Genomic DNA, 21,053 nt, shown 5'->3' with positions numbered 1-21,053 from the left:
CCGTCCGCCACACCGTCAGGAGACCGCCATGGCCGACACCAAGCCCGCCGTTCCGCAGTACAAGGAGACCGTCGACGCGGGCTACCGCGCCTCCAACCGGGTGTGGATCCGGGTGTGGATCTACATCGTGTCGGGCCACGGCTTCGTGGGCTTCCTGTTCCTGCTGTTCTACGTCGGCCGCCACGGCAAGTGATCGCTCAGGGGCCGAGCACCGCGCACAGCGCGTCCAGCGCGGCCTCGAAGGCGTGGTCGGGCGGCGTGCCGTAGCCGATCACCAGCGCCGGGGGCCGCTCCGGCGGCCGGTTCGCGCCCTCGGCCCGGCTCCACCCCAGGGTGTGCACCCGCAGGCCGGCCCGGAACGCGCGGGCCTGGAGCTCGTCCTCGCCCGGGGAGTCCTCGGGCAGTTCCAGGACGGCGTGCAGGCCCGCACTGATCCCCGTCACCCGCACCCGCGGGGCGCGCCCGGCGAGCACCTCGACCAGCCGGTCGCGGCGCCGGCGCAGCAGGTGGCGGCTGCGCCGGATGTGCCGGTCGTAGCCGCCGGAGTCGATCAGCTCCGCGAGCGTCAGCTGCTCCAGGGTGCCGCTCTGCCCGTCCGCCAGCCGCTTGTGCCGCATCACCGGTTCCACCAGCGCGGCCGGCAGCGCCAGCCAGGCCAGCCGGACGCCCGGCGCCAGCGACTTGGACGCGGTGCCCGCGTACACCACCCGTTCCGGGTCCAGGGCCTGCATCGCCCCGATCGCGTGCCGGTCGTAGCGGAACTCGCCGTCGTAGTCGTCCTCCAGCAGGTACCCGCCGACCTGCCGCGCCCAGTCCACCGCCCCGGCCCGCCGGCCCGCCCGCAGCGGCATCCCGAGCGGGAACTGGTGGGCGGGCGTCAGCAGCGCCAACCCGGCGTCCGTACGGGCGAGTTCGCCGGTGACCGCGCCGCCGTCGTCCAGCCGCAGCGGGCGCATCGGGAGCCCCTGCGCGGCGATCACCGCGTGCTGCGGCGGCAGCCCGTACGCCTCCACCGCGACGGCCCGCAGGCCCTGCTCGCGCAGCGCCGCGCACACCAGGGCCAGCCCCTGCTGCACGCCCGAGCAGATCAGCAGCCGCTCCGGGTCGGTGCGCACCCCGCGGGCCCGGGCCAGGTACCCGGCGAGCGCCCGGCGCAGCTCGATCAGCCCGCGCGGGTCGCCGTACCCGAACACGTCGTGCGGGGCCTTGGCCATCGCCCGCCGCGCGGCGGCCAGCCACGCCCCGCGCGGGAACCGGCTCAGGTCCGGCGAGCCCGGCTTCAGGTCGTACCGGACGGCCGGCGGCGGCCGGAGCCCCGGCGGCGGGACCGCCGGCGTGGACTGCGGGCCGCGCTCGGCGACCACCGTGCCCGACCCCTGACGGGACATCAGCCAGCCCTCGGCGACGAGTTGGGCGTACGCCTCGGCGACGGTGTTGCGGGCGATCCCGAGGTCGGTCGCCAGCGCCCGGGAGGACGGCAGCCGGGTCGCCGGGGCGAGGCGCCCGTCGCGCACGGCCGTCCGCAGCGCGTCCTCCAGGGCGGCGCGCAGACCGAGACCGCGGGCGCGGCCGGCGGTCAGGTCGAGGTGCAGGTCGCCACCGAAAGTGGCCCAGGAACTCATCCTTCAAATGAACCACACCACCGGGACACGTCCCGCCTAGCGTGGGGGCCATGACCGACCACGAGACCGTTCCCGCCCCTGCCCAGCGCATCGCCTTCGCCCGCGTCGTCCCCGAGTTCCACCGCAACCTGATCGCTCTCGACCGCCTCGCCCAGGCCGGCCTCGGCGACCCGGTCATCGCCGACCTGGTCAACCTGCGCGCCTCCCAGCTCAACGGCTGCGCGTTCTGCCTCGACATCCACTCCCGCGACGCCCTCAAGCACGGCGAGGGCGAGCACCGCCTCCACACGCTGGCCGCGTGGCGGGAGACGCCGTTCTTCACCGCCCGCGAGCGCGCTGCGCTGGCCCTCACCGAGGCCGTCACGCTGGTCGCCTCCACGCATGTGCCGGACGACGTGTACGACGAGGCCGCGAAGCACTTCTCCGAGACGGAGCTGGCGAACCTGCTCGGCATGATCATCACCATCAACGCCCTCAACCGCGTCGGCGTCGGCACCCGGATGTCGCCCGCACCGAGGTAGCTCGCAGCGCGAAACCCGCGAGGGCGCGAACCCAGGGGCGCGGGGAACTGCGCGACAAGCGCACACCACGTCCGCAAGGTCGCGACCAACGGCAAGTCATGGCCCACATCGCGATCTTGCCGTCGGATGCGTTCCCCTTCGCGCAGTTCCCCGCGCCCCTGGTTGTTCTGTCCCTGGTGGTGGTTGCCCCCGGCTGGGGTGATTGTGGGGGTGAGGTGAGTGCGATGGCCGAGATCGCTCTGCAGGTCGATGTGGCGGCGTCGCGGGAGCGGTTGCTGGCGGCGTTGGACACCCGGGAGGGGTTGACGTCGTGGTGGAGCACCGCGGTGGAGCGGGAGGGCGAGGATCTGCTGGTGACGGTGCCGGATGCGCCGGAGGCGTTGCGGTTGCGGCGTGAGCGGGCGGACCTGGACCGGGTGGGGTGGCGGAGTGTGGGGATGTATCCGCCGAGTTGGCAGGGGACCACGGTGACGTGGGACCTGTTCGATCATCCGGACGGCTCGCGGCGGACGCTGTTGCTGCTGCGCCATCTCGGGTGGGCGCCGGAGGCCACGGCGTCGGTGCCGGCCGCGGCGGGCGGCTGGGCGGAGGCGATCGTCCGGTTGAAGGACTATGCGCAGAGCGGGCGTCCGCAGCCGTTGTTCGTGCCGACGGGGCACCTGCGGGCGGAGGCGGAGTGAGCGCGACGCGCCGTTTCGGGCGATGACCGGCATGGAGTGGCGGCTGCGGGTGAGACTGGCCTCATGTTGGGACTTCCGGACGGCATCAAGGCTTTCCTGTTCGACCTCGACGGGGTGCTGACCCAGACCGCGAAGGTGCACGCGGCCGCGTGGAAGGACATGTTCGACGCGTTCCTGCGGTCGGAGTCGGAGCGCACCGGCGCGCCGTTCGTCGCGTTCGATCCGGTCGGCGAGTACGACCGGTACGTCGACGGCCGGCCGCGGTTGGACGGCACCCGGCAGTTCCTGGCCTCGCGCGGCATCGAGTTGCCGGAGGGCACGCCGGAGGATCCGCCGGGGTCGCGGACGGTGAACGGGCTGTCGGCGGCGAAGAACGACACGGTGCTGCGGATGATCCGTGAGCAGGGCGTGCAGCCGTACCGGGGGTCGGTGGCGTACCTGGAGCGGTTGCGGGAGCTGGGGTTGCCGCGTGCGGTGGTCTCGTCCAGTGCGAACTGCCGGGACGTGCTGAAGGCGGCCGGGATCGACGGGATGTTCGACGTGGTGGTCGACGGGATCACCGCGGCCCGCGACCACCTGGCGGGCAAGCCCGCGCCGGACACCTTCCTGGCGGCGGCGAAGCAGTTGGACACGGCCCCGGAGCACGCGGCGGTGTTCGAGGACGCGTTGGCGGGCGTCGCGGCGGGCCGGGCCGGCGGGTTCGGCACGGTGGTGGGGGTGAACCGGACCGGGCAGGCGGAGGCGTTGCGGGAGCACGGCGCGGACGTGGTGGTGGACGACCTGGCAGAGCTGCTCGGGGAGCGCGGATGAGTCCGTCGGAGTCGTTCACGGTCGATCCGTGGGGGATCAACGAACACGGTCTCGACCTGCCGGGGCAGGCCCGCGCGGAGTCGGTGTTCGCGCTGTCCAACGGGCACATCGGCCTGCGCGGCAACCTCGACGAGGGCGAGCCGCACGGCCTGCCCGGCACGTACCTGAACGGCGTGTTCGAGCTGCGTCCGCTGCCGTACGCGGAGAGCGGCTACGGGTTCCCGGAGTCCGGGCAGAGCGTCATCAACGTCACCAACGGCAAGCTGATCCGGCTGCTGGTCGACGACGAGCCGTTCGACCTGCGGTACGGCGAACTGCGCAGCCACCGGCGCAGTTTGGACTTCCGGGACGGCATCCTGCACCGGGAGGCCGAGTGGACCTCGCCGGCCGGGCGGACGGTGCGGGTCTCCTCGCGGCGGATGGTGTCGCTGACCCAGCGGGCGGTGTGCGCGATCGACTACACAGTCGAGGCGGTGGACGGCCCGGTGCGGATCGTGCTGCAGTCCGAGCTGGTGGCCAACGAGCAGCTGCCCGGCGGCGGGGACGGCGATCCGCGGGCGGCGGCGGTGCTGGAGGCCCCGCTGGCGGCGGAGTCGCGGCACGCGGACGGGACGAAGGGCGTGCTGGTGCACCGCACCCGGTTCTCCGGGCTGCGGGTCGCCGCCGGGATCGACCACATGATCGACGGCCCGGAGCGGATCGACACCGCCGCCGAGGCCTCGGAGGACCAGGCGCGGATCACCGTCACCACGGTGCTGAACACCGGGCAGAAGCTGCGGCTGGTGAAGTTCGTGGCGTACGGCTGGTCGGCGACCCGTTCGCTGCCCGCCGTCCGCGACCAGGTGGAGGCGGCGCTGACCGCGGCCCGGTACACCGGCTGGGACGGCCTGGTGGCCGAGCAGAAGGAGTTCCTGGGCAAGTTCTGGAGCGACAACGACGTCGAGATCGAGGGCGACGTCGAACTCCAGCAGGCCGTCCGGTTCGCGCTGTTCCACGTGTTGCAGGCGGGTGCCCGCAGTGAGGAACGGGCCATCCCGGCAAAGGGGTTGACCGGTCCGGGCTACGACGGGCACTCGTTCTGGGACACCGAGACCTTCGTGCTGCCGGTGCTGACGTACTGCCTGCCGGAGGCCGTCAAGCAGGCGCTGCGCTGGCGGCACACCACGCTGCCGATGGCGCGCGAGCGGGCGGCCCAACTGGGCCTGGCCGGTGCGGTGTTCCCGTGGCGGACGATCCGCGGCGAGGAGTGCTCCGGGTACTGGCCGGCCGGCACCGCCGCGTTCCACATCGGCGCGGACATCGCGGCCGCCGTGGTGCGGTACGTGCGGGCCAGTGGCGACACCGAGTTCGAGCGGACGCACGGTCTGGAGCTGCTGGTGGAGACCGCCCGGATGTGGCGCTCGCTGGGCCACCACGACGCCAAGGGGAACTTCCGGATCGAGGGCGTCACCGGCCCCGACGAGTACAGCGCGGTCGCCGACAACAACGTGTTCACCAACCTGATGGCGCAGTCCAACCTGTGGAACGCCGCCGACACCGCGCTGAAGCACCTGCGCGAGGCCACGGCGCTCGGCGTGGACACCGAGGAGGCCGCCGCCTGGCGCGACGCCGCCGACAAGATGTTCATCCCGTACGACGAGCAGCTCGGCGTCCACCCGCAGGCGGACGGCTTCACCGACCACCAGCTGTGGGACTTCGACACCACCCCGCCCGAGAAGTACCCGCTGCTGCTGCACTACCCGTACTTCGACCTGTACCGGAAGCAGGTCGTCAAGCAGGCCGACCTGGTGCTCGCCATGCAGGTCCGCGGCGACGCCTTCACGCCCGAGCAGAAGGCCCGCAACTTCGCCTACTACGAGAGCCTGACGGTCCGCGACTCCTCGCTGTCCGCCTGCACCCAGGCCGTCATCGCCGCCGAGGTGGGCCAGCTCGACCTGGCCTACGACTACACCGCCGAAGCCGCCCTGATGGACCTGCACGACCTCGGCGGCAACACCCGCGACGGCCTGCACATGGCCTCGCTGGCCGGCGCCTTCATCGCCCTGGTGGCCGGCTTCGGCGGCCTGCGCGACCGCGACGAACAGCTCTCCTTCCGGCCCCGGCTGCCCGCCGGACTGCAACGCCTGTGCTTCGCCATGAACGTGCGCGAGCACCTGCTGCGGGTCGACATCACCCACGCCACCACCACCTACACCCTGTGCCGCGGCAGCGTGCTGACCGTCCTGCACGACGACGAGCCGGTGCGGATCGACACCGGGAAGCCCGTCAGCCGCCCCACCGCGAAGGTCGGCGCGCCCGGCGAACGGCCCACCCAGCCTCCCGGGCGCGAACCGGCCCGGCGGCACAGCCAGGCCGGCGTCCAGATCGGCGGCGTCGACCATCTACCGGCCGAGTGACACACGCATAAAACACTGACGGAGCGTCAACACTCCCTGCACGAACCGTGACCGGCCGTGCAGGGATGTCCAGGCGCGCCACCGGTCCGCAGCCCCGACCGGAGGCCCGTCCGTGCACACCCTCGCCCTCACCGCCGCCGCCCTGCTCACCACCCTCGCCGCCGCCACCCCCGCCGACGCCGACCCCCACCACGCCGGCGCCACCCGTTGGACGCACACCTGCACCCGACCCGCCCACCCCGACATCGCCACCTGCCACGCCCTGCGCGTCCTCGGCACCGCCGCCACCGCCGACCAGCAGGGCTACGGCCCCGCCGACCTGCTCGCCGCCTACGGACTGCCCGCGGACGGCGGCGCCGGCACCACCGTCGCCATCGTCGACGCCTACGACGACCCCAACGCCGAGGCCGACCTCGGCGTCTACCGCAGCCACTACGGCCTGCCGGCCTGCACCACCGCCGCCGGCTGCTTCCACAGGACCGACCAGCGCGGCGGCACCCGCATCCCGCGCGCGGACAGCGCGTGGGCCGGCGAGACGGCGCTCGACCTCGCCATGGTCTCCGCGATCGCCCCGCGCGCCCACATCCTCCTCGTCGAGGCCGACAGCGCGAGCGTCTCCGACCTCGGGACGGCCGTGAACACCGCGGTCTCGCTCGGCGCGAAGTACGTCTCGATCAGCTGGGGTGCGGCGGAGAGCGTCAACTCGGCGACGTACGACAGCCGTTACTTCGACCACCCGGGCGTGGCCATCGCCGTGGCCTCCGGCGACGGCGGCTACGGCGTGATCTTCCCGGCCTCCTCGCCGCACGTCACCGCCGTCGGCGGGACGTCCCTCCGGCAGGACCCCTCGGCGCGGGGCTGGACCGAAAGCGTCTGGTCCACCAGCACCACGGAGGGCGCCGGCAGCGGGTGCTCCACGAGGCTCCCCAAGCCCACCTGGCAGACCGACACCGGCTGCACCCGCCGCACCGTCGCCGACGTCGCCGCGGTCGCCGACCCGCAGACCGGCGTCGCCGTCTACCAGACCTACGGCGGCTCCGGCTGGTACACCTACGGCGGAACGTCGGCGGCCGCGCCGATCATCGCCGCGACGTACGCGCTGGCCGGCGCGCCGACGGCGGGGAGCCGGCCGGCGAGCTTCCCGTACGCGCACCCGGCGGCGCTCAACGACGTGGTCACCGGCGCGACGGCCACGTGCCGGCCGGCGTACCTGTGCACGGCGGGCAAGGGGTACGACGGGCCGACGGGCCTGGGGACGCCGCAGGGGGTCGGGGCGTTCCAGGGCTGAGCGACCGGGGGCGCGGGGTACCTCCTCGCGCCCCTCCTCGTGCGCTCCCTTACAGCTGGTCGCGCCATTCGGTGCTGAGGACGCCCATCTGGACCTGGTCGTGCCGGCTGCCTGCCCGGAAGACCGCTTCGCGGCGGCGGCCCTCCTCGGTGAAGCCGGCACGGCGGTAGGCGGCGAGGGCGCGGGTGTTGTAGCTGTTGACGGTGAGTTCTATGCGGTGGAGGCCGAGCTCCTCGAAGCCGTAGCGGATGGTGGTGCGCAGGACGTCGGTGCCGAGGCCGCGGTCCTGGTGGGGCGGGCCGATGATGATGGCGAGGGTGGCGCAGCGGTCCTTGGGGGTGGCGCCGTAGAGGGTGACGTGGCCGGCCAGGTCCTCGGTGTCGAGGGTTTCGACGGAGAGGCCGAGGTCGGTGCCGTTGTTCTGGCTCCAGGAGCGGAACATGTCGGCGAGGCGGCCGTCGGGCTGGGGGTGGACGGGGCCGGTGAGCTGCTGGATGGCGAGGCCGGGTTCGCGCCACCAGGCGGTGAGCCGGGGGAGGTCGCTGTCGCGGAGTTCTCTGAGCCGGACGAGTCTGCCGGTGAGTGGATCGTGATCGGGGGTCATGGCGAACTCCTGTGCGGGGGACGAACGGTGGGGCTGTTCCATCCTTCCAGCGGGCGGGGCCTCCGGGGTGGCCGCTACCGGACAGGACCGGCGGTCGGGAAAATTCTTCCGGCCGGGGATGAAACATCGTGGCCGGGCCGGATCGTCATAGGGCGGATTCGGCGAGGGGAGAGGAAACGTGGCCACAGCTCGACGGCGGGCGGCCCTGGAGGAGGAGTTCGTCGCGTTCGCGGCGGCCCGGTCCGGGCAGCTCTACCGCTCGGCGTACTTCCTCACCGGCGGGGACGCCCATCTGTCCGAGGACCTGGTGCAGGAGACCCTCGGGCAGATGTACGTCCAGTGGCACCGGCTGCACCGGCCGAGCTGGGCGGGGCGGATCGACAATCCGGCCGGGTACGCACAGACCGTGCTGGTGCGGGCCTACCTGACGCATCAGCGGCGGCGCAGCAGCAGTGAGCGGCCGAGCGAGGCGTTGCCGGAGGTGGTGACGCAGGAGCCGGACTCGGACCTGCGGTTGGCGCTGGTCGACGCGTTGAGCCAACTGCCGCCGCGGGACCGGGCGGTGGTGGTGCTGCGGTACTGGGAGGACCGCAGCGTGGAGGAGACCGCGGCGATGGTGAAGGACAGTTCGGCCGCGGTGCGCACCCGCTGTTCGCGGGCGTTGGCGAAATTGCGGGCGTTGTTGGGCGCGGAGCTGGCGGAGCTGGTGACGCGGTGAGCGGGTACCTGGGGCGAGGGAGAGCCGAAGTGACGGGCGGGGAAGAGGAGTTCGAGGTGCGGTTGGGGGAGGCCTTCGGGCAGTCGGGCGGTGGTCCGGGGCCGGAGGTGACGGCGCGGTTGGTGGACGGCGGGCTGGAGGTCGGGCGGCGGCGCAAGCGGGCCCGGCGGCGGGTGGCGCTGCTGGCGAGTGCGCTGGCGGCGGTCGCGGTGGTCACGGCGGGGGCGTTGACGGTGCCGCACGGGATTCCGGGGCAGCGGACGGACGCGCTGCTGGTGGCCGATTCGCCGCCCCCGTCCCCGCCGCCGTTGACGAGCGACGTGACGATCCTGCTGGTGGGGCTGGACTCCACCGTGGACGGGCAGGGCCGGCCGGCGCCCGCGGAGCTGGTGCACGGCGATCTGCACGCCGGGCTGCCGGACCGGGACACCGCCGACACGGTGATGCTGGTACGGATCCCGGCGGGGGGTGGGGAGGTGCGGCAGTTGTCGTTGCCGCGCGACCTGCTGGCAACGGACCCGCAGAACCAGAAGGTGCTGCTCAACTCGGTGTTCTCGACGGCGGTGGCGGCCGAACGGAAGCGGCTGAGCGGCCAGGGCCTGTCCGCGGAGGAGCTGAACCGGCGCGCCCGGGAGGCCGGTCGGGGCGCGCTGTACCGGGCCGTGGAGCACCTCACGGGGGTGCGGGTCGACCACTACATGGAGCTCTCGATGATCGGCTTCTACCGGGCGGCGCAGGCGCTCGGCGGAGTGCCGGTCTGTCTGAACCACGCCGTGGAGGACAGCTGGAGCGGCATCGATCTGCCCGCCGGCCGGCAGGAGTTGAACCCGGCGCAGGCGTTGGCGTTCGTCCGGCAGCGGCACGGCGTCGGCGACGGCTCGGACCTGGGGCGGACGGTGCGGGCGCAGGCGTTCCTGGCCGGGGTGGTGGCGAAGCTGCGCGACGGCGGGGCGCTGGCGGATCCGGCGAAGCTCAAGGCGCTGTACGACGCGTTGGCGGACGAGCTGGTGACGGATCAGGGGTGGAGTCCGGCCGACTTCGCCCGGCAGGTGCCGGCGTTGGCGAGCGGGCGCGGCACCGCTTCGACGCTGCCGACCACGTCCGAGGGGAACAGGCTGCGGGCGGTGCCGGATGCGGCGCGGCAGATCCTGGACGGGACGGGGCCGTCGTCCTCGCCCGCCGTGAGCAGTGCTCCGCGGTCGTCGGCGCCGGTGCGGCTGGGCGGGGTGCCCTGCGTGGACTGACCGTCAGTCGACGGCGGTCCACTGCCAGGGCCGGGGGCCGTGCTCGCCGCGCAGGCAGGCGAGGCGGTGGCGGGCCTGGGCACGGTGGCGGGGGTCGGCGGTGGCCTGCTGCAGGGCGTAGCAGGTGAGCCGGAGTTCGCGGACGGCGCGGAACACGGGGTAGCCGGGCCACTCGGTGACGTCGGCGCCGTACGCGGTGCAGAAGGCCGCGTAGCCGGGGGCGGCGAGGCTGCCGAAGGAGTCGTGGGCGACGGCGGTGGAAGTCAGGTCCCAGGCGGGTGGGCCGAGGGCGGTGCGTTCGAAGTCGAGCAGGTGGGCGGCGGTGGCGGTGACCGCGAGGTTGCCGCCCCAGGCGTCGCCGTGCACGACGGTCGTCGGCCGGGCGGCGGGGTTGAGTTCGGCCCAGGCGGTGCGCAGGTCGGCGAGTCGGCCGTGCAGCCAGTCGCGTTCCGGGGCGTCGAGGGTGGCGGCGTCGTCGATCCGGGTGGCGAGGCGGACGAACGGGTCGAGGGTGCCCAGGTCGGTGTCGGGCGGGGGCAGTCGGTGGAGCCGGCGGAGGGCGGTGGCCAGTTCGGGGGCGGTGGCGTGCCGGTGCGGGGGGAGTTCGTGCCAGAAGGTGACGGGGCGGCCGCGGACCACGACCGGACCGGCCGGCCGGTCGAGCGGGCGGACGGCCGGGACGCGGTGGCCGCGCAGCCATCGGGCGACCGTCAACTCGCGGGCAGCGACGGCCGTTTGGCCGGTGCGGGCGATCCGGACGACGACCTTGCCGGGCAGTCGCCACAGGGTGTTCTCGCCGGCCCGGATCAGCTCCGCGCCGGCGCTCGGGCGACCGGCGGCGGCGCAGGCCTCGGCCAGCAGTCCGGCGGGGTTTCGGCAGTCCACGTCCAGGCCCTCTCTTCCGAATGGTGCCGGGTGCGCGACGCCGGAAGGGCGCACCCGGCCAGTGTCCACCCTGCTTACGGCGCAGGGGAATTCGGGGCCGCTCGCCCCCGCCGACCGGCTCTCCCTCGCCGATGGTCCAGACCACCCTTGCCTTTGGTCCAGACCTATTGACGGGCTCTGCCAGCGCTTTTACGATCCGGTCGGCACAGCCCCACATGTACCCACCTCACCCAGAGCCGGGCGTCACGCCCCCACGCACATGCTCGGCGGGAAGGGAGCACCAGATGTTCCGTCGGAGCTCGCGCACGTCACGCCCGCAAGGGGCGGGCGTGGAACGCGCAGTGCAGGTGATGCGGCCCGAACCCGGGCCGACCGTTCTCAAGCGTTCCCTCGCCGGGGTGTGCGCCGCCGCCGTGGTCGGCGCCGGCCTCGCGGTGGCCGGCTCGGTCACGGCCGCCGCCGACACCACCAACCTGGTGGCCAACTCCGGCTTCGAGAACGGGCTTTCCGGCTGGACGTGTTCCGGCGCCGCGGTCGTCGGCAGCCCCGTCCACTCCGGCAGCTCCGCGCTCCAGGCCACCCCCGGCGGCCAGGACACCGCCCAGTGCAGCCAGACCATCAGCGTGCAGCCCAACTCGCAGTACACGCTGAGCGCGTTCGTCCAGGGCAGCTACGTCTACCTGGGCGCCACCGGCAACGGCCTGACCACCTCGCCGACCACCTGGACCGCCAACAACGCCACGTACGGGCAGCTCAGCGTCGGCTTCACCACCGGCGCGAGCACCACCTCGGTGACGGTCTTCGTGCACGGCTGGTACGGGCAGCCCGCGTACTACGCGGACGACATCTCGCTGACCGGCCCCGGCGGCAGCAGCCCGTCGCCGAGCGGAAGCCCGAGCGGGAGCCCTTCGAGCAGCCCTTCGAGCAGCCCGTCGTCGAGCCCTTCCAGCAGCCCGTCGAGCAGCCCGTCGTCGAGCCCTTCCAGCAGCCCGTCCAGCAGCCCGTCGTCCAGCCCGAGTTCGGGTGACGCCACCTGCCCGACCAAGCCGAAGCCGGCCGGGAAGGTGTTGCAGGGGTACTGGGAGAACTGGGACGGCGCGTCCAACGGCGTGCACCCCGGGATGGGGTGGACGCCGATCACGGACAGCCGGATGGCGCAGCACGGCTACAACGTCATCAACGCCGCGTTCCCGGTGATCCTCTCGGACGGCACCGTGCTGTGGCAGGACGGCATGGACAGTGGCGTGAAGGTCTCCACGCCGGCCGAGATGTGCCAGGCCAAGGCGGCCGGCGCGACCATCCTGATGTCGATCGGCGGCGCGGCCGCGGGCATCGACCTGAGCTCCAGCGCCGTCGCGGACCGGTTCGTGGCGACCGTGGTGCCGATCCTGAAGAAGTACAACTTCGACGGCATCGACATCGACATCGAGACCGGCCTGTCCGGCAGCGGCAGCATCGGCACGCTGTCCCCCTCGCAGTCCAACCTGATCCGCATCATCGACGGCGTGCTCTCCCAGATGCCGGCCGGCTTCGGCCTGACCATGGCCCCGGAGACCGCGTACGTCACCGGCGGCAGCGTCACCTACGGCTCGATCTGGGGCTCGTACCTGCCGATCATCAAGAAGTACGTGGACAACGGCCGGCTGTGGTGGCTGAACATGCAGTACTACAACGGCTCCATGTACGGCTGCTCCGGCGACTCGTACTCGGCCGGTACCGTCCAGGGCTTCACCGCGCAGACCACCTGCCTGAACAACGGCCTGACCATCCAGGGCACCACCATCAAGGTCCCGTACGACAAGCAGGTCCCCGGCCTGCCGGCCCAGCCGGGTGCGGGCGGCGGCTACATGGCTCCCGGCCTGGTCAGCCAGTCGTGGAGCGCCTTCAACGGGCAGCTGAAGGGCCTGATGGACTGGTCGATCAACTGGGACGGCTCGAAGGGCTGGACCTTCGGCGACAACGTCAAGGCGCTCCAGGGCCGCTGACGTCCGAGCCGTAGCGGCTGTCCACAGGCCTGTGGACACGTGACACCGGGCAGGGCCCCGGGAGCGGAGGATCGCTCCCGGGGCCCTGCCGCCGTTTCCGCCCGATATCGCCGGATACCCCGCCTGGTCGTTTTATGCCATGTCATAAATCGACCAGGACGATGTCGTTCGGGCACCTAGTGGCGGAGCCGAAGATGGGAGTATGCATCTGGTTCACGCACGACTTCGCGCGCCGGTCGGTCGAGGCACTCCTCCCGACCTGGCGAAATTAATCCGTTCCCATGCCGAGGACCTGGACGCACTGGAGCACGTGAGCGTGCACCGCACCGTGTCCGCCGAGGTCACGGTGGGTGTGTTCACGCTGGCGCCGTCCCTGCTGGAGGCCGAGCGCCGGACCGGCGCGCTGGTGCGGCGGGCCGTCGAAGGGGAGCCCGCGCTGGCCGGTTTCGCCGTGCTGTCGGTGGGCGCGGCCCTCGTTCCGGGACCCTGGTGGGGCTTCGAGTAGCGGTGGGCGTGGACGGCTTAGGACAGTGCATGTTCCGTCCAGTCGACTCCTGTTCCCTCCGGGGCACGGAGGCAGCAGAGTAGTGGTGTCGGCGGGAGCAGCCGCCGACAAAAACTCCGGAGAAATCACCCGGAGAAACTCACCACACTTTCCGAGGAGAATTCCCGTGCTGGTCACCCGTGTCTCCAAGCTGGTCGCTTTCTCGGTCGCCGCAATTGCCGCCGTGGCCATTTCGGCGACGTCGGTCGAATACTCCGGGAATGTCGCCGGCGACGTCACCTGGGGCCAGGTCGGCAGCAACACCGACCTCCCGCCGCTGACCCCGACGGACGGCCCGACCGCGGTCGTCGGCCCGAACGGCGACGTCACCTGGGGCGGCTGAGCACCACCGAGCACACCGACGAGCACATCCGACCGATCGCACTCACGGGGGTGAAGACGATGGAATTCCTGGTCCTGGGCGCGCTGGAGACGCGCCAGGGCGGCGTCCTGGTGGACGTCCGAGGCATGCGGCAGCAGAGACTCCTGGCGCTGCTGCTCCTGAACGCCGGCCGGGTGGTGCCGATGGACTTCCTGGTGGACGAGCTGTGGGAGGACCCGCCGCCGTCGGCCAGACCGCAGGTGCACAACGCGATCCGCGACCTGAGACGGGTGCTGGCCGCCGGCGAGCACCGGCTGGTGACGGTGGACGTCGGGTACCGGCTGGTGGCGCCCGAGGACGCGGTGGACTCGCACCGCTTCACCCGCCAGGTGCGGGAGGCCCGGGCCGCCGAACGCGACGGGCGGTTCCCGGAGGCGATCCGGCTGCTGCAGTCCGCGGTCGACCTGTGGCGCGGCGAGGCCTTCGCGGGCATCCACTGCCCGGCGGTGACCAGTGCGGCGGTCAAGCTGCACGAGCAGCGGCTGACCGCGATCGAGGACCTGATGGCGCTGCGCCTGAAGGTCGGTGAGACCTCCTCGTTGGTGGGCGAGTTGACGGCGCTGCTGGCGGAGTACCCGCTGCGCGACTCGCTGCGGCGGAGCCTGATGACGGCGCTGTGCCGCAGCGGACGGCAGGCGCACGCGCTGGCGGTGTACGACGAGGGCCGCCGCTTCCTGGCGGACGAACTCGGCCTGGAGCCGAGCCCCCAACTGCGGGCCCTGCAGGCGGAGATCCTCGCCGACGCGCCCGGCGTGCACGATACGCCCGAGCCGGTCGCCGAGCCGGCGGCGCGGCCGTCCGCCGGGACGGCCCCGGCGCCCGGGCAGCGGCCGAACTGCCTGCCGCACGACCTCGCGGACTTCGTCGGCCGCACCGGCGAACTGGCGCTGCTCCAGGAGGCGGTGGCCCGGCGGGCGGCGGGCGCGCCGTTGATGCTGGCGATCGACGGCATGGGCGGCGTCGGCAAGACCACCCTGGCGGTGCGCCTCGCGCACCGGGTGACCGCCGACTTCCCGGACGGCCAGTTCTTCGCCGCGCTGGACGGCTTCGACGAGACCCGGCCGCCGGTGCCGCCGGCCCAGGCGCTGGCCGCGCTGCTGCACGCGGACGGGGTGCCGCCGGACCGGATTCCCGCGTCGCTGGAGGAGCGGTCCGCGCTGTGGCGCTCCCGGCTGGCGGGCCGGCGCTGCCTGCTGGTGCTGGACGACGCGTCCACCAGTGCGCAGGTGCGCCCGCTGCTGCCGGGCGCCGGCGAGACCCTGGTGCTGGTGACCAGCCGCCGGAAGCTGAGCGCGCTGGACGGGTCGGTGGCGCTGCCGTTGGACGTGCTGCCGCCGGGTGACGCGGTGGAACTGCTCGCCCGGGTGGCCGGGGAGCGCCGGGTGGCGCGGGAGCCGGTCCGGGCGGCGGAGGCGGCGGCGCTGTGCGGCTACCTGCCGCTGGCGGTGCGGATCGCCGCGACCCGGCTGCGGGACCGTCCGGCGTGGTCGGTCGCGGACCTGGTGGAGCGGCTGGCCGACCCGGCGCGGCGGGCGCGCTGCCTGCGCACCTCGGACCGCGACCTGATGGCGCTGCTGCGCGCGTCCTACCAGTACCTGGACCGGGTGCAGCAGCGGTTCAGCTGCCTGATGAGTCGTCAGCCGGTCGACGCGTTCGACGTGGACCGGGCGGCGGCGGTGACCGGGTTGAGCGCGGACGAGGTGGAGTGCTGCCTCGACGCGCTGTTCGAGAACAACCTGATCCGGCAGGAGGGTTCTGCGCTGTTCTCGTTCCACAGCCTGGTGCGGGACTGCTCGCGGCTGCTGCCCGATCCGCCCGACGCGGCCGGGTCCGCAACGGTTCTGACGGTCGGTCGGCCGGTGGTCGCCGCGGCGCTCTGAGCGGATTCGGAGAAGGTTTCCCCGGTTGTGTCCGCACCGCCGTTGTTCGGACATGTTTCCGGAATGTTCGGGTCAGGGTGTGGTTGCCGTGTGTCAGTAAGCTCAGGAAAAGATGTAGTTCTTACTGGCGCTGATCGAAACGGGGACCGATCCATGCTGGATGTTCTGGGGCTCGATGCGGAGGCCGAGTCCATATACCGCCGGATGCTGGCCGATCCGCGGGCCGGTGTCGGCGCCCTCGCGGCGGCCCTGGGCCTCACCGAGGAGAGAGTGCGCACCGGCCTGGACCGGTTGAGCGAACTCGCCCTGATCCAGCCGTCCGGCCGGGAGGGCATCGGGTTCCGGGCAGTGGGGCCGGAGACCGCGATGGAAGTGCTGTTGGCGCGTCAGCAGGCCGAACTGGCCGCCCAGCAGTTGCGGGTGGAGGCGTCGCGGGCCGCGGCGGCCCAACTGATCGCGGAGTGCTCGGCGTTCCGGCCGACCGCCACCGACGCGGCGTCAGAGCAGCTGAACGGGCCGGAGATGATCCGCGAGCGGCTGGCCGAACTGGCCGGGTCGGTGCGCCACGAGGTGGCGACCTTCGCCCCCGGCGGCGCCCACACCGAGGAGGACCTGCGGGCCAGCCGGCAGCCGAACACGGCGCTGCTGGAACGCGGCGTCCAGATGCGCACCGTCTACCTGGACAGCGTCCGCAACCACCGGCCGACCCTGGACCACGTGAACTGGCTGAACCTGCGCGGCGGCCAGGTCCGCACGGTGCCCGAACTCCCCATCCGCATGATCATCTTCGACCGGCAGCAGGCCGTCCTCCCGATCGACACCGAGGACGCCCGGGCCGGCGCGGTGGTGCTGCGCGGCGCCGGCACGGTGGCCGCGCTGTGCGCGCTGTTCGAGGGCGTGTGGGCGAGCGCGATCCCGGTCGGCGACGCGCCCCGGTGCTGCGACACCGACGAGATGGCCCCGCACGAGCTCGCCGTGCTGAAGATGCTCGCCCAGGGCCACACCGACGAGGCCATCGCCAAGCGCATGGGCGTCTCCCCGCGCACCGCCCGCCGGTTCGCCGCCAACCTGATGGAACGCCTGGACGCCCGCAGCCGGTTCGAGGCCGGGGTGCACGCCGTCCAGGACGGCTGGCTCCCCGCCACGCGCTGACCGCGGGCGTCGTGCCGATGGCCGATCAGGCCTGCTGCGCCGCCAGTTGGCGCTTCTCCATCCGGTCCGCGAGGAGGAGCGCCACCGCGGGCAGCAGCGTCGCCCCGTAGACCCAGAGCAGCCAGCCGAAGGAGTGCGCGAACGCGGCCGGCACCATGCCGTGGTGGCTGCGGGCCGAGTCCGTCAGCACCACGGTGACCACCGCGATGGCCAGCGCGCCGCCGATCCGCTGGGTCAGGTTGAGCTGCGCGGAGGCGTCCGGGATGGACTCCTGACGGATCGACTGGAACGCCCGGGTCATCGTCGGGACGATGGTCAGGCCGGTGCCCAGGCCGCGGATCACCAGGCTGCCGCAGATCAGCGGGTACGCGGTGGTGCCGGTCAGGCCGGTCATCGGAATGGTCGCGAGGATCGTCATGCTGATGCCGATCAGCACCGTCGCACCGCCGCCGATCTTCCGCAGCAGCACCCGGGACAGCCACGCCGCGGTCACCACGCCCAGGCCGCCGGTGGACATCAGCAGACCGGTGGTCACCGCGGACTCGCCGCGGGCGTCCTCGAAGTACAGCGGGATCAGCATCATCGGCGAGTACAGGACGAAGCCCAGGCAGAAGATGTTCACCACGGCCGTCGCGTACACCGGGATGCGGAACAGCCGCAGGTCCAGCAGCGGGAACTTCGCCTTCAGCTCGCGCACCACGAACACCGCCGCACCGACCACGGCCAGGCCCAGCGGCAGCAGCAGCGAGACGCTCGCCTTCGCGCCCTGGTCGGCGTACTCGTGGATGGCCAGCACCAGCGAGACGGTGGCGGTCGCCGAGGAGACCAGGCCCACCAGGTCCAGCGGCTTCGCGCTGCCGGCCGGCGGGGCGTCCTTGCGGACCCAGCGCACGGCGGCGAACAGCAGCGCCGCGCAGAACGGGATGTTCACCACGTACACCGCCGACCAGCCGCCCAGGGCGACCAGCAGACCGCCGATGGTCGGGCCGAGCAGCGGACTGATCAGCATCACCGAGCCGTTCAGGCCCTGCACCCGGCCCAGGTGCTCGCGCGGCACGCCGCGGGTCAGCAGGATCGTCGACGCCGGGGTCAGGATGCCGGCGGCCGCGCCGGACACGCCGCGGAACACGATCAGCTGGTCCAGCGACTGGGCGGCGGCGCAGCCCAGCGAACCCAGCGCGAACAGGGTGGTCGCCGCGACGAACACCCGCTTGGTGCCGAACCGGGTGGACAGCCAGCCGGTCGCTGGCATGGTCGCCGCGAGCGCCAGCAGGTAGGCCGTCACCACCCACTGCACCTGGTTGATGCCGCCGAATCGGGCGGTGGTCTCCTGCATGGAGACGTTGACGATGGTGGTGTCCAGCATCGCGATGAACCCGCCGCCGATGGCGACGGCCATGGTGATCAGCGCGGACTTGGACGGGCCTCCGCCGTCCTGGCCGGACTGGCCGGACTGGCCGGCCGGGGCGTCGGCCTTCGCGTCGGCCTTCGCGTCGGCCTCGGGCGTTCCGGGAGCTTCGGGGGCCTCCGGCTCGGCGACGGCGACGGCGACGGCCTGTTCGACCACGGCTGCGGGCTCGGTGGTCTTCGGGGCGGCGGGCTTCTTCTTCGCGGCGGCGGCGGGCTTGGCGGTGGCAGTGGGCTTGGCGGTGGGCTTGGCGGCGGCGGTGGGCTTCGCGGCGGGCTTGCGCGCCGGGCCCGGATTGCGGCGGGCCTTGCCCTTGGCCGCGTTCACCGTGGTGCGGGCGGGCTGCTTGGTGGGCATCTTCGCGGGTCCTTCATCAGCGGGAGGAGGGGTGTCCGGGTCACTCGGCGGCGAGCAGGGCGCGTTCGACCTCGTCCAGGACGGCCTCGGCGGCCGGGCGGGCGTCGGGCCGGTTGCGGCAGGACAGCGTGAGTTCGGTGCGGCCGTCGATCTGGCAGGTGCTCAGGAACATCTCGGCGTACGGGACGAGCATCGGCAGGGTGCAGTACTCGGTGGGGCGGAACTGCGCGGTGCGGTACAGCTCGGTGTCGATCCGGCCGTGGTCGGTGAGGATCGCGGTGCACGGGAAGCGGGTGCCGTCCAGCTCCTGGGCTTCCCGCAGCGAGTTCGCGAACGGGTTGTTGCGCAGGAAGTCCCTTTCCAGGGCGGCGACTTCGCGCTTGCGGAGCATGGCGGCGAGCAGCTGGCTGTGCAGCCGGTTCCAGCGGTCCTCGCGGTGCAGGTCGAGGACCAGCTGGGACGTCAGGTTGGCGGTGGAGCGCACCTCGCGGTCGTGGCGGCGGAGGTCCACCGGGATGATCAGGCGGCCGGCGTCGACGGTCAGCAGCCGGGAGACGGCCGCACCGATCCGGGCGGTGACGGCGGACGGCGTCGCGGCGATCGAGCGGCGCAGCCAGAGCGCCGTCCCGTCGGCGGGGCCCTGCCCGAGGATCGCGGGTCCGCCTTCCACCCGGGCCGGGACGGGGGCGGCCGGGACGGGGGCGGCGGCGGCGCGGAAGTGCGTGTCGTCGACGGTGGAGTCGGCGCCGATCAGGGCCTCGCCGCGCAGCGCGCGGAACAGGTCCTCGATCCAGTACCGCAGGCCGCGACCGTCGGTGACGATGTGGCTGGCCCGCACCACCAGCCGGCTGATCACCGGCCCGTTGGCGAGGCCCAGCTCGCAGACCGGCCCGGCCACCACGTCCAGGTCCCGGTGGAAGAACGGGTGCTCGAACCCGGCGTCGGCGGGCAGCTCGGTGATCGGCGGCAGCGCGTCCTCGGCCCGCCAGTTGGGGCCCTTGCGGCGGACCGCGAGCCCCGGGTTGGCGGCGGTCGACTGCCGTACCGCGTCCGCGAGTTGCTCCGGGTCGATGCGGCCCTCGCCCTCGATCACCATCTGGATCAGCTGCGGGGTGCCGGTGGCGTTGGCGTTCAGGTAGCCGCGCTCGATCTGGGAGATCCGCCGGGAGTAGGCCCGGGCGGGCGTGGCAACGGCGGTGGCGGTCATGCGGCGAGCTCCAGGGTCGGGGCGGCGAAGTCCTCGGTCGGGGCGGCGAGTTCGGACGTCGAGGCGGGGGCGGGGGCGGGCGCCGGCTCCGGGCGGGCGTCGGTCGCGGTGGCGGTCATGCGACGAGCTCCAGGGCCGGGGCGACGGAGTCCTCGGTCGGGGCGGCGGGTGCGGGCAGGCAGTCCCACCGCGCGCAGGTGCGCGCCACGACCTGGCGCTGCGCGCGGCCGGGTCCGGCCGGTGGCATCGGGGCCGAACCGGAGTCCGCCTGCGGGCCGACGGGTTCGGCCGAGCAGTCCCACCGCGTACAGGTGCGGGCCGCGGCGGCGGTGGCGGTCATGCGGTGGGCTCCAGGGTGAGGGCTTCGGTGCGGGTGGCGGGGGTGCTGGGGGCGGGTTGCCACCACCAGCGGACGGTGGCGGGGGCGTCGGTGGCGAGGGCCAGCTGGAGGCCTCGGCCGAGGTCGGTGGAGCGGACCAGGTGGCCGGTGTTGGTGGGGCGCCAGCCGGCCCGCCAGTCGGGGAGCCGGACGCCCGCGAAGGTCTCCTTGCGCAGCTGGGAGGCCTTGATGAGGGCCTCGCACTCGGCGAAGTCCCGCATGGTGGCGGGTTCGCCGTCGGGGCGGCCGAGCAGCGCGCCCAGCCACTGCATCGCGTACGGGCGGTCCCGGTGGTCCTGGAGGTCCACGCCGACGGTCTGGCCGGAGACCAGCGCCACCGTCGAGTACGCGTCGCAGTGCGCGACCGAGGCGGTGAGGCCGAGCGCCGGGACGCTCCACCGCCGGTGTTCGTCGCGGGCCAGCTCGCGGGGGCTCAACCGCACCCCGTACAGGCTCGCCACGGCCTCGGTGATCAGCCACCGGCCGGCGTCGTTGAGCCGGTGGCCCATCCGGTCGCGCGGCAGGTGCGGGTGCCGGGTGACGAGGCAGTCGATGGCTGCCTCCTCGTCCGAACCGCCGTGCTGCGCACCGGTGGTGAGCGGCCCGGGGCGGGCGGGCGTCCGGAGGTCCGTGGTCGCCCGGGCGGGCCGGCGGGGGGTCTGGGTGGGTGCCGGGCCGCCGCCCGGCACCCGGCCGGAGTGCGGTGCCCCGCCGGGCAGCGCCTCCGGCGTCCGGGACGGCGCGAGCGCCGTCGTGCCCCCGCCGACCAGGTCGGTCTCCGGGCGCTGCTCCTCCAGCCAGTCCCCGGCCCGTCCGGCCCGTCCGGTCCGTTCGGTCCGTTCGACCGTCGCCGGGTCCGTGCCGACCGGGCCCGCCGCGGCCAGCACCGGGCCCATCCGGCCGGCCCAGCCGAGCATCACCAGGTCGGTCTCCGGGCGCTGCTCCTCCAGCCAGTCCCCGGCGGCCCGCAGGACGCTTCGCACGGCGCCCA

The 21,053-nt window shown here is 73.3% G+C and carries 21 protein-coding genes; 13 read left to right on the top strand and 8 right to left on the bottom strand.

The genetic code is table 11. The features are described from left to right. Positions 1–28: 28 nt before the first annotated feature. Complete coding sequence (locus tag ACFV4P_RS25675) at positions 29–193, top strand: DUF6126 family protein (RefSeq protein ID WP_157815763.1); 165 nt, start codon at positions 29–31, stop codon at positions 191–193. Positions 194–197: 4 nt separating this feature from the next. Here ACFV4P_RS25675 and ACFV4P_RS25670 read toward each other — a convergent pair whose 3' ends face one another. Further along, the gene (locus tag ACFV4P_RS25670; protein ID WP_380474880.1) at positions 198–1,622 is read right to left on the bottom strand and encodes a PLP-dependent aminotransferase family protein; all 1,425 of its coding nucleotides are present in this window, start codon (positions 1,620–1,622) and stop codon (positions 198–200) included. Positions 1,623–1,672: 50 nt separating this feature from the next. Between ACFV4P_RS25670 and ACFV4P_RS25665 the strand changes: the two genes are divergently transcribed. The 5 genes from ACFV4P_RS25665 to ACFV4P_RS25645 all read left to right on the top strand — a co-directional run bounded on the left by ACFV4P_RS25665 (position 1,673) and on the right by ACFV4P_RS25645 (position 7,317). Continuing rightward, positions 1,673–2,143, top strand: a complete 471-nt coding sequence (locus tag ACFV4P_RS25665; RefSeq protein WP_380474878.1) for a carboxymuconolactone decarboxylase family protein — start codon at positions 1,673–1,675, stop codon at positions 2,141–2,143. Between the two features lie 98 nt (positions 2,144–2,241). Next, positions 2,242–2,823, top strand: a complete 582-nt coding sequence (locus ACFV4P_RS25660) for an SRPBCC domain-containing protein (protein WP_380474876.1) — start codon at positions 2,242–2,244, stop codon at positions 2,821–2,823. A gap of 63 nt (positions 2,824–2,886) precedes the next feature. Next, entirely contained in the window at positions 2,887–3,633 is a 747-nt protein-coding gene (locus ACFV4P_RS25655) for an HAD family hydrolase (RefSeq protein ID WP_380474874.1), read from the top strand. Next, on the top strand, positions 3,630–6,029 hold the full coding sequence (locus tag ACFV4P_RS25650) for a glycoside hydrolase family 65 protein (protein ID WP_380474872.1): 2,400 nt from the start codon (positions 3,630–3,632) through the stop codon (positions 6,027–6,029). Before ACFV4P_RS25655 ends, ACFV4P_RS25650 begins: the two co-directional genes overlap by 4 nt. Before the next feature lie 112 nt (positions 6,030–6,141). After that, positions 6,142–7,317 (top strand): S8 family serine peptidase, encoded by a 1,176-nt coding sequence (locus tag ACFV4P_RS25645; RefSeq protein ID WP_380474870.1) that lies wholly within the window; start codon positions 6,142–6,144, stop codon positions 7,315–7,317. A gap of 49 nt (positions 7,318–7,366) precedes the next feature. Here the strand turns inward: ACFV4P_RS25645 and ACFV4P_RS25640 are convergent, their stop codons facing one another. Continuing rightward, positions 7,367–7,921: a GNAT family N-acetyltransferase gene (locus tag ACFV4P_RS25640; protein ID WP_073818443.1), complete on the bottom strand. Its 555-nt coding sequence runs from the start codon at positions 7,919–7,921 to the stop codon at positions 7,367–7,369. Between the two features lie 178 nt (positions 7,922–8,099). Between ACFV4P_RS25640 and ACFV4P_RS25635 the strand changes: the two genes are divergently transcribed. Both ACFV4P_RS25635 and ACFV4P_RS25630 read left to right on the top strand, forming a co-directional pair. Further along, positions 8,100–8,639, top strand: coding sequence for a SigE family RNA polymerase sigma factor (locus tag ACFV4P_RS25635; RefSeq protein ID WP_380474867.1), 540 nt, complete (start codon positions 8,100–8,102; stop codon positions 8,637–8,639). Between the two features lie 29 nt (positions 8,640–8,668). Beyond that, on the top strand, positions 8,669–9,883 hold the full coding sequence (locus tag ACFV4P_RS25630) for an LCP family protein (protein ID WP_380474866.1): 1,215 nt from the start codon (positions 8,669–8,671) through the stop codon (positions 9,881–9,883). Between the two features lie 3 nt (positions 9,884–9,886). Here the strand turns inward: ACFV4P_RS25630 and ACFV4P_RS25625 are convergent, their stop codons facing one another. Then, positions 9,887–10,768 carry a phosphotransferase enzyme family protein gene (locus ACFV4P_RS25625; RefSeq protein ID WP_380474864.1) on the bottom strand — a complete coding sequence of 294 codons (882 nt, stop codon included), beginning with the start codon at positions 10,766–10,768 and terminating at the stop codon, positions 9,887–9,889. A gap of 284 nt (positions 10,769–11,052) precedes the next feature. Between ACFV4P_RS25625 and ACFV4P_RS25620 the strand changes: the two genes are divergently transcribed. From ACFV4P_RS25620 to ACFV4P_RS25600, 5 genes are all read left to right on the top strand, one after another. Next, positions 11,053–12,753, top strand: coding sequence for a carbohydrate binding domain-containing protein (locus tag ACFV4P_RS25620; RefSeq protein WP_380474862.1), 1,701 nt, complete (start codon positions 11,053–11,055; stop codon positions 12,751–12,753). A 202-nt stretch (positions 12,754–12,955) separates the two neighbouring features. Then, a complete protein-coding gene (locus ACFV4P_RS25615; protein ID WP_380474860.1) occupies positions 12,956–13,258 on the top strand; it encodes a hypothetical protein in 303 nt (100 codons plus the stop codon). Positions 13,259–13,424: 166 nt separating this feature from the next. Then, positions 13,425–13,640: a hypothetical protein gene (locus tag ACFV4P_RS25610; RefSeq protein ID WP_380474858.1), complete on the top strand. Its 216-nt coding sequence runs from the start codon at positions 13,425–13,427 to the stop codon at positions 13,638–13,640. A gap of 59 nt (positions 13,641–13,699) precedes the next feature. After that, the gene (locus ACFV4P_RS25605; RefSeq protein ID WP_380474950.1) at positions 13,700–15,559 is read left to right on the top strand and encodes a BTAD domain-containing putative transcriptional regulator; all 1,860 of its coding nucleotides are present in this window, start codon (positions 13,700–13,702) and stop codon (positions 15,557–15,559) included. A gap of 153 nt (positions 15,560–15,712) precedes the next feature. Then, positions 15,713–16,711 (top strand): LuxR C-terminal-related transcriptional regulator, encoded by a 999-nt coding sequence (locus ACFV4P_RS25600; protein WP_380474856.1) that lies wholly within the window; start codon positions 15,713–15,715, stop codon positions 16,709–16,711. Positions 16,712–16,736: 25 nt separating this feature from the next. Here the strand turns inward: ACFV4P_RS25600 and ACFV4P_RS25595 are convergent, their stop codons facing one another. Genes ACFV4P_RS25595 through ACFV4P_RS25575 form a run of 5 tightly spaced genes read right to left on the bottom strand, consistent with a single transcriptional unit; the run spans position 16,737 to position 21,045 of the window. Next, a complete protein-coding gene (locus ACFV4P_RS25595) occupies positions 16,737–18,476 on the bottom strand; it encodes a DHA2 family efflux MFS transporter permease subunit (protein WP_380474855.1) in 1,740 nt (579 codons plus the stop codon). 40 nt (positions 18,477–18,516) lie between these two features. After that, the gene (locus ACFV4P_RS25590; protein ID WP_380474853.1) at positions 18,517–19,683 is read right to left on the bottom strand and encodes a hypothetical protein; all 1,167 of its coding nucleotides are present in this window, start codon (positions 19,681–19,683) and stop codon (positions 18,517–18,519) included. Beyond that, a complete protein-coding gene (locus ACFV4P_RS25585; protein ID WP_380474851.1) occupies positions 19,680–19,802 on the bottom strand; it encodes a hypothetical protein in 123 nt (40 codons plus the stop codon). The genes ACFV4P_RS25590 and ACFV4P_RS25585 overlap by 4 nt, the downstream gene beginning before the upstream one ends. Then, positions 19,799–20,023, bottom strand: coding sequence for a hypothetical protein (locus ACFV4P_RS25580; protein WP_380474849.1), 225 nt, complete (start codon positions 20,021–20,023; stop codon positions 19,799–19,801). Before ACFV4P_RS25580 ends, ACFV4P_RS25585 begins: the two co-directional genes overlap by 4 nt. Further along, positions 20,020–21,045: a hypothetical protein gene (locus ACFV4P_RS25575; protein ID WP_380474847.1), complete on the bottom strand. Its 1,026-nt coding sequence runs from the start codon at positions 21,043–21,045 to the stop codon at positions 20,020–20,022. The genes ACFV4P_RS25580 and ACFV4P_RS25575 overlap by 4 nt, the downstream gene beginning before the upstream one ends. Positions 21,046–21,053 lie beyond the last annotated feature (8 nt).

Source organism: Kitasatospora sp. NPDC059795 (genome assembly GCF_042732175.1).
Classification (GTDB): Bacteria; Actinomycetota; Actinomycetes; order Streptomycetales; family Streptomycetaceae; genus Kitasatospora.
Note: the sequence above shows the minus strand (reverse complement) of the source record. Positions and strands in the feature narration are given on the sequence as shown.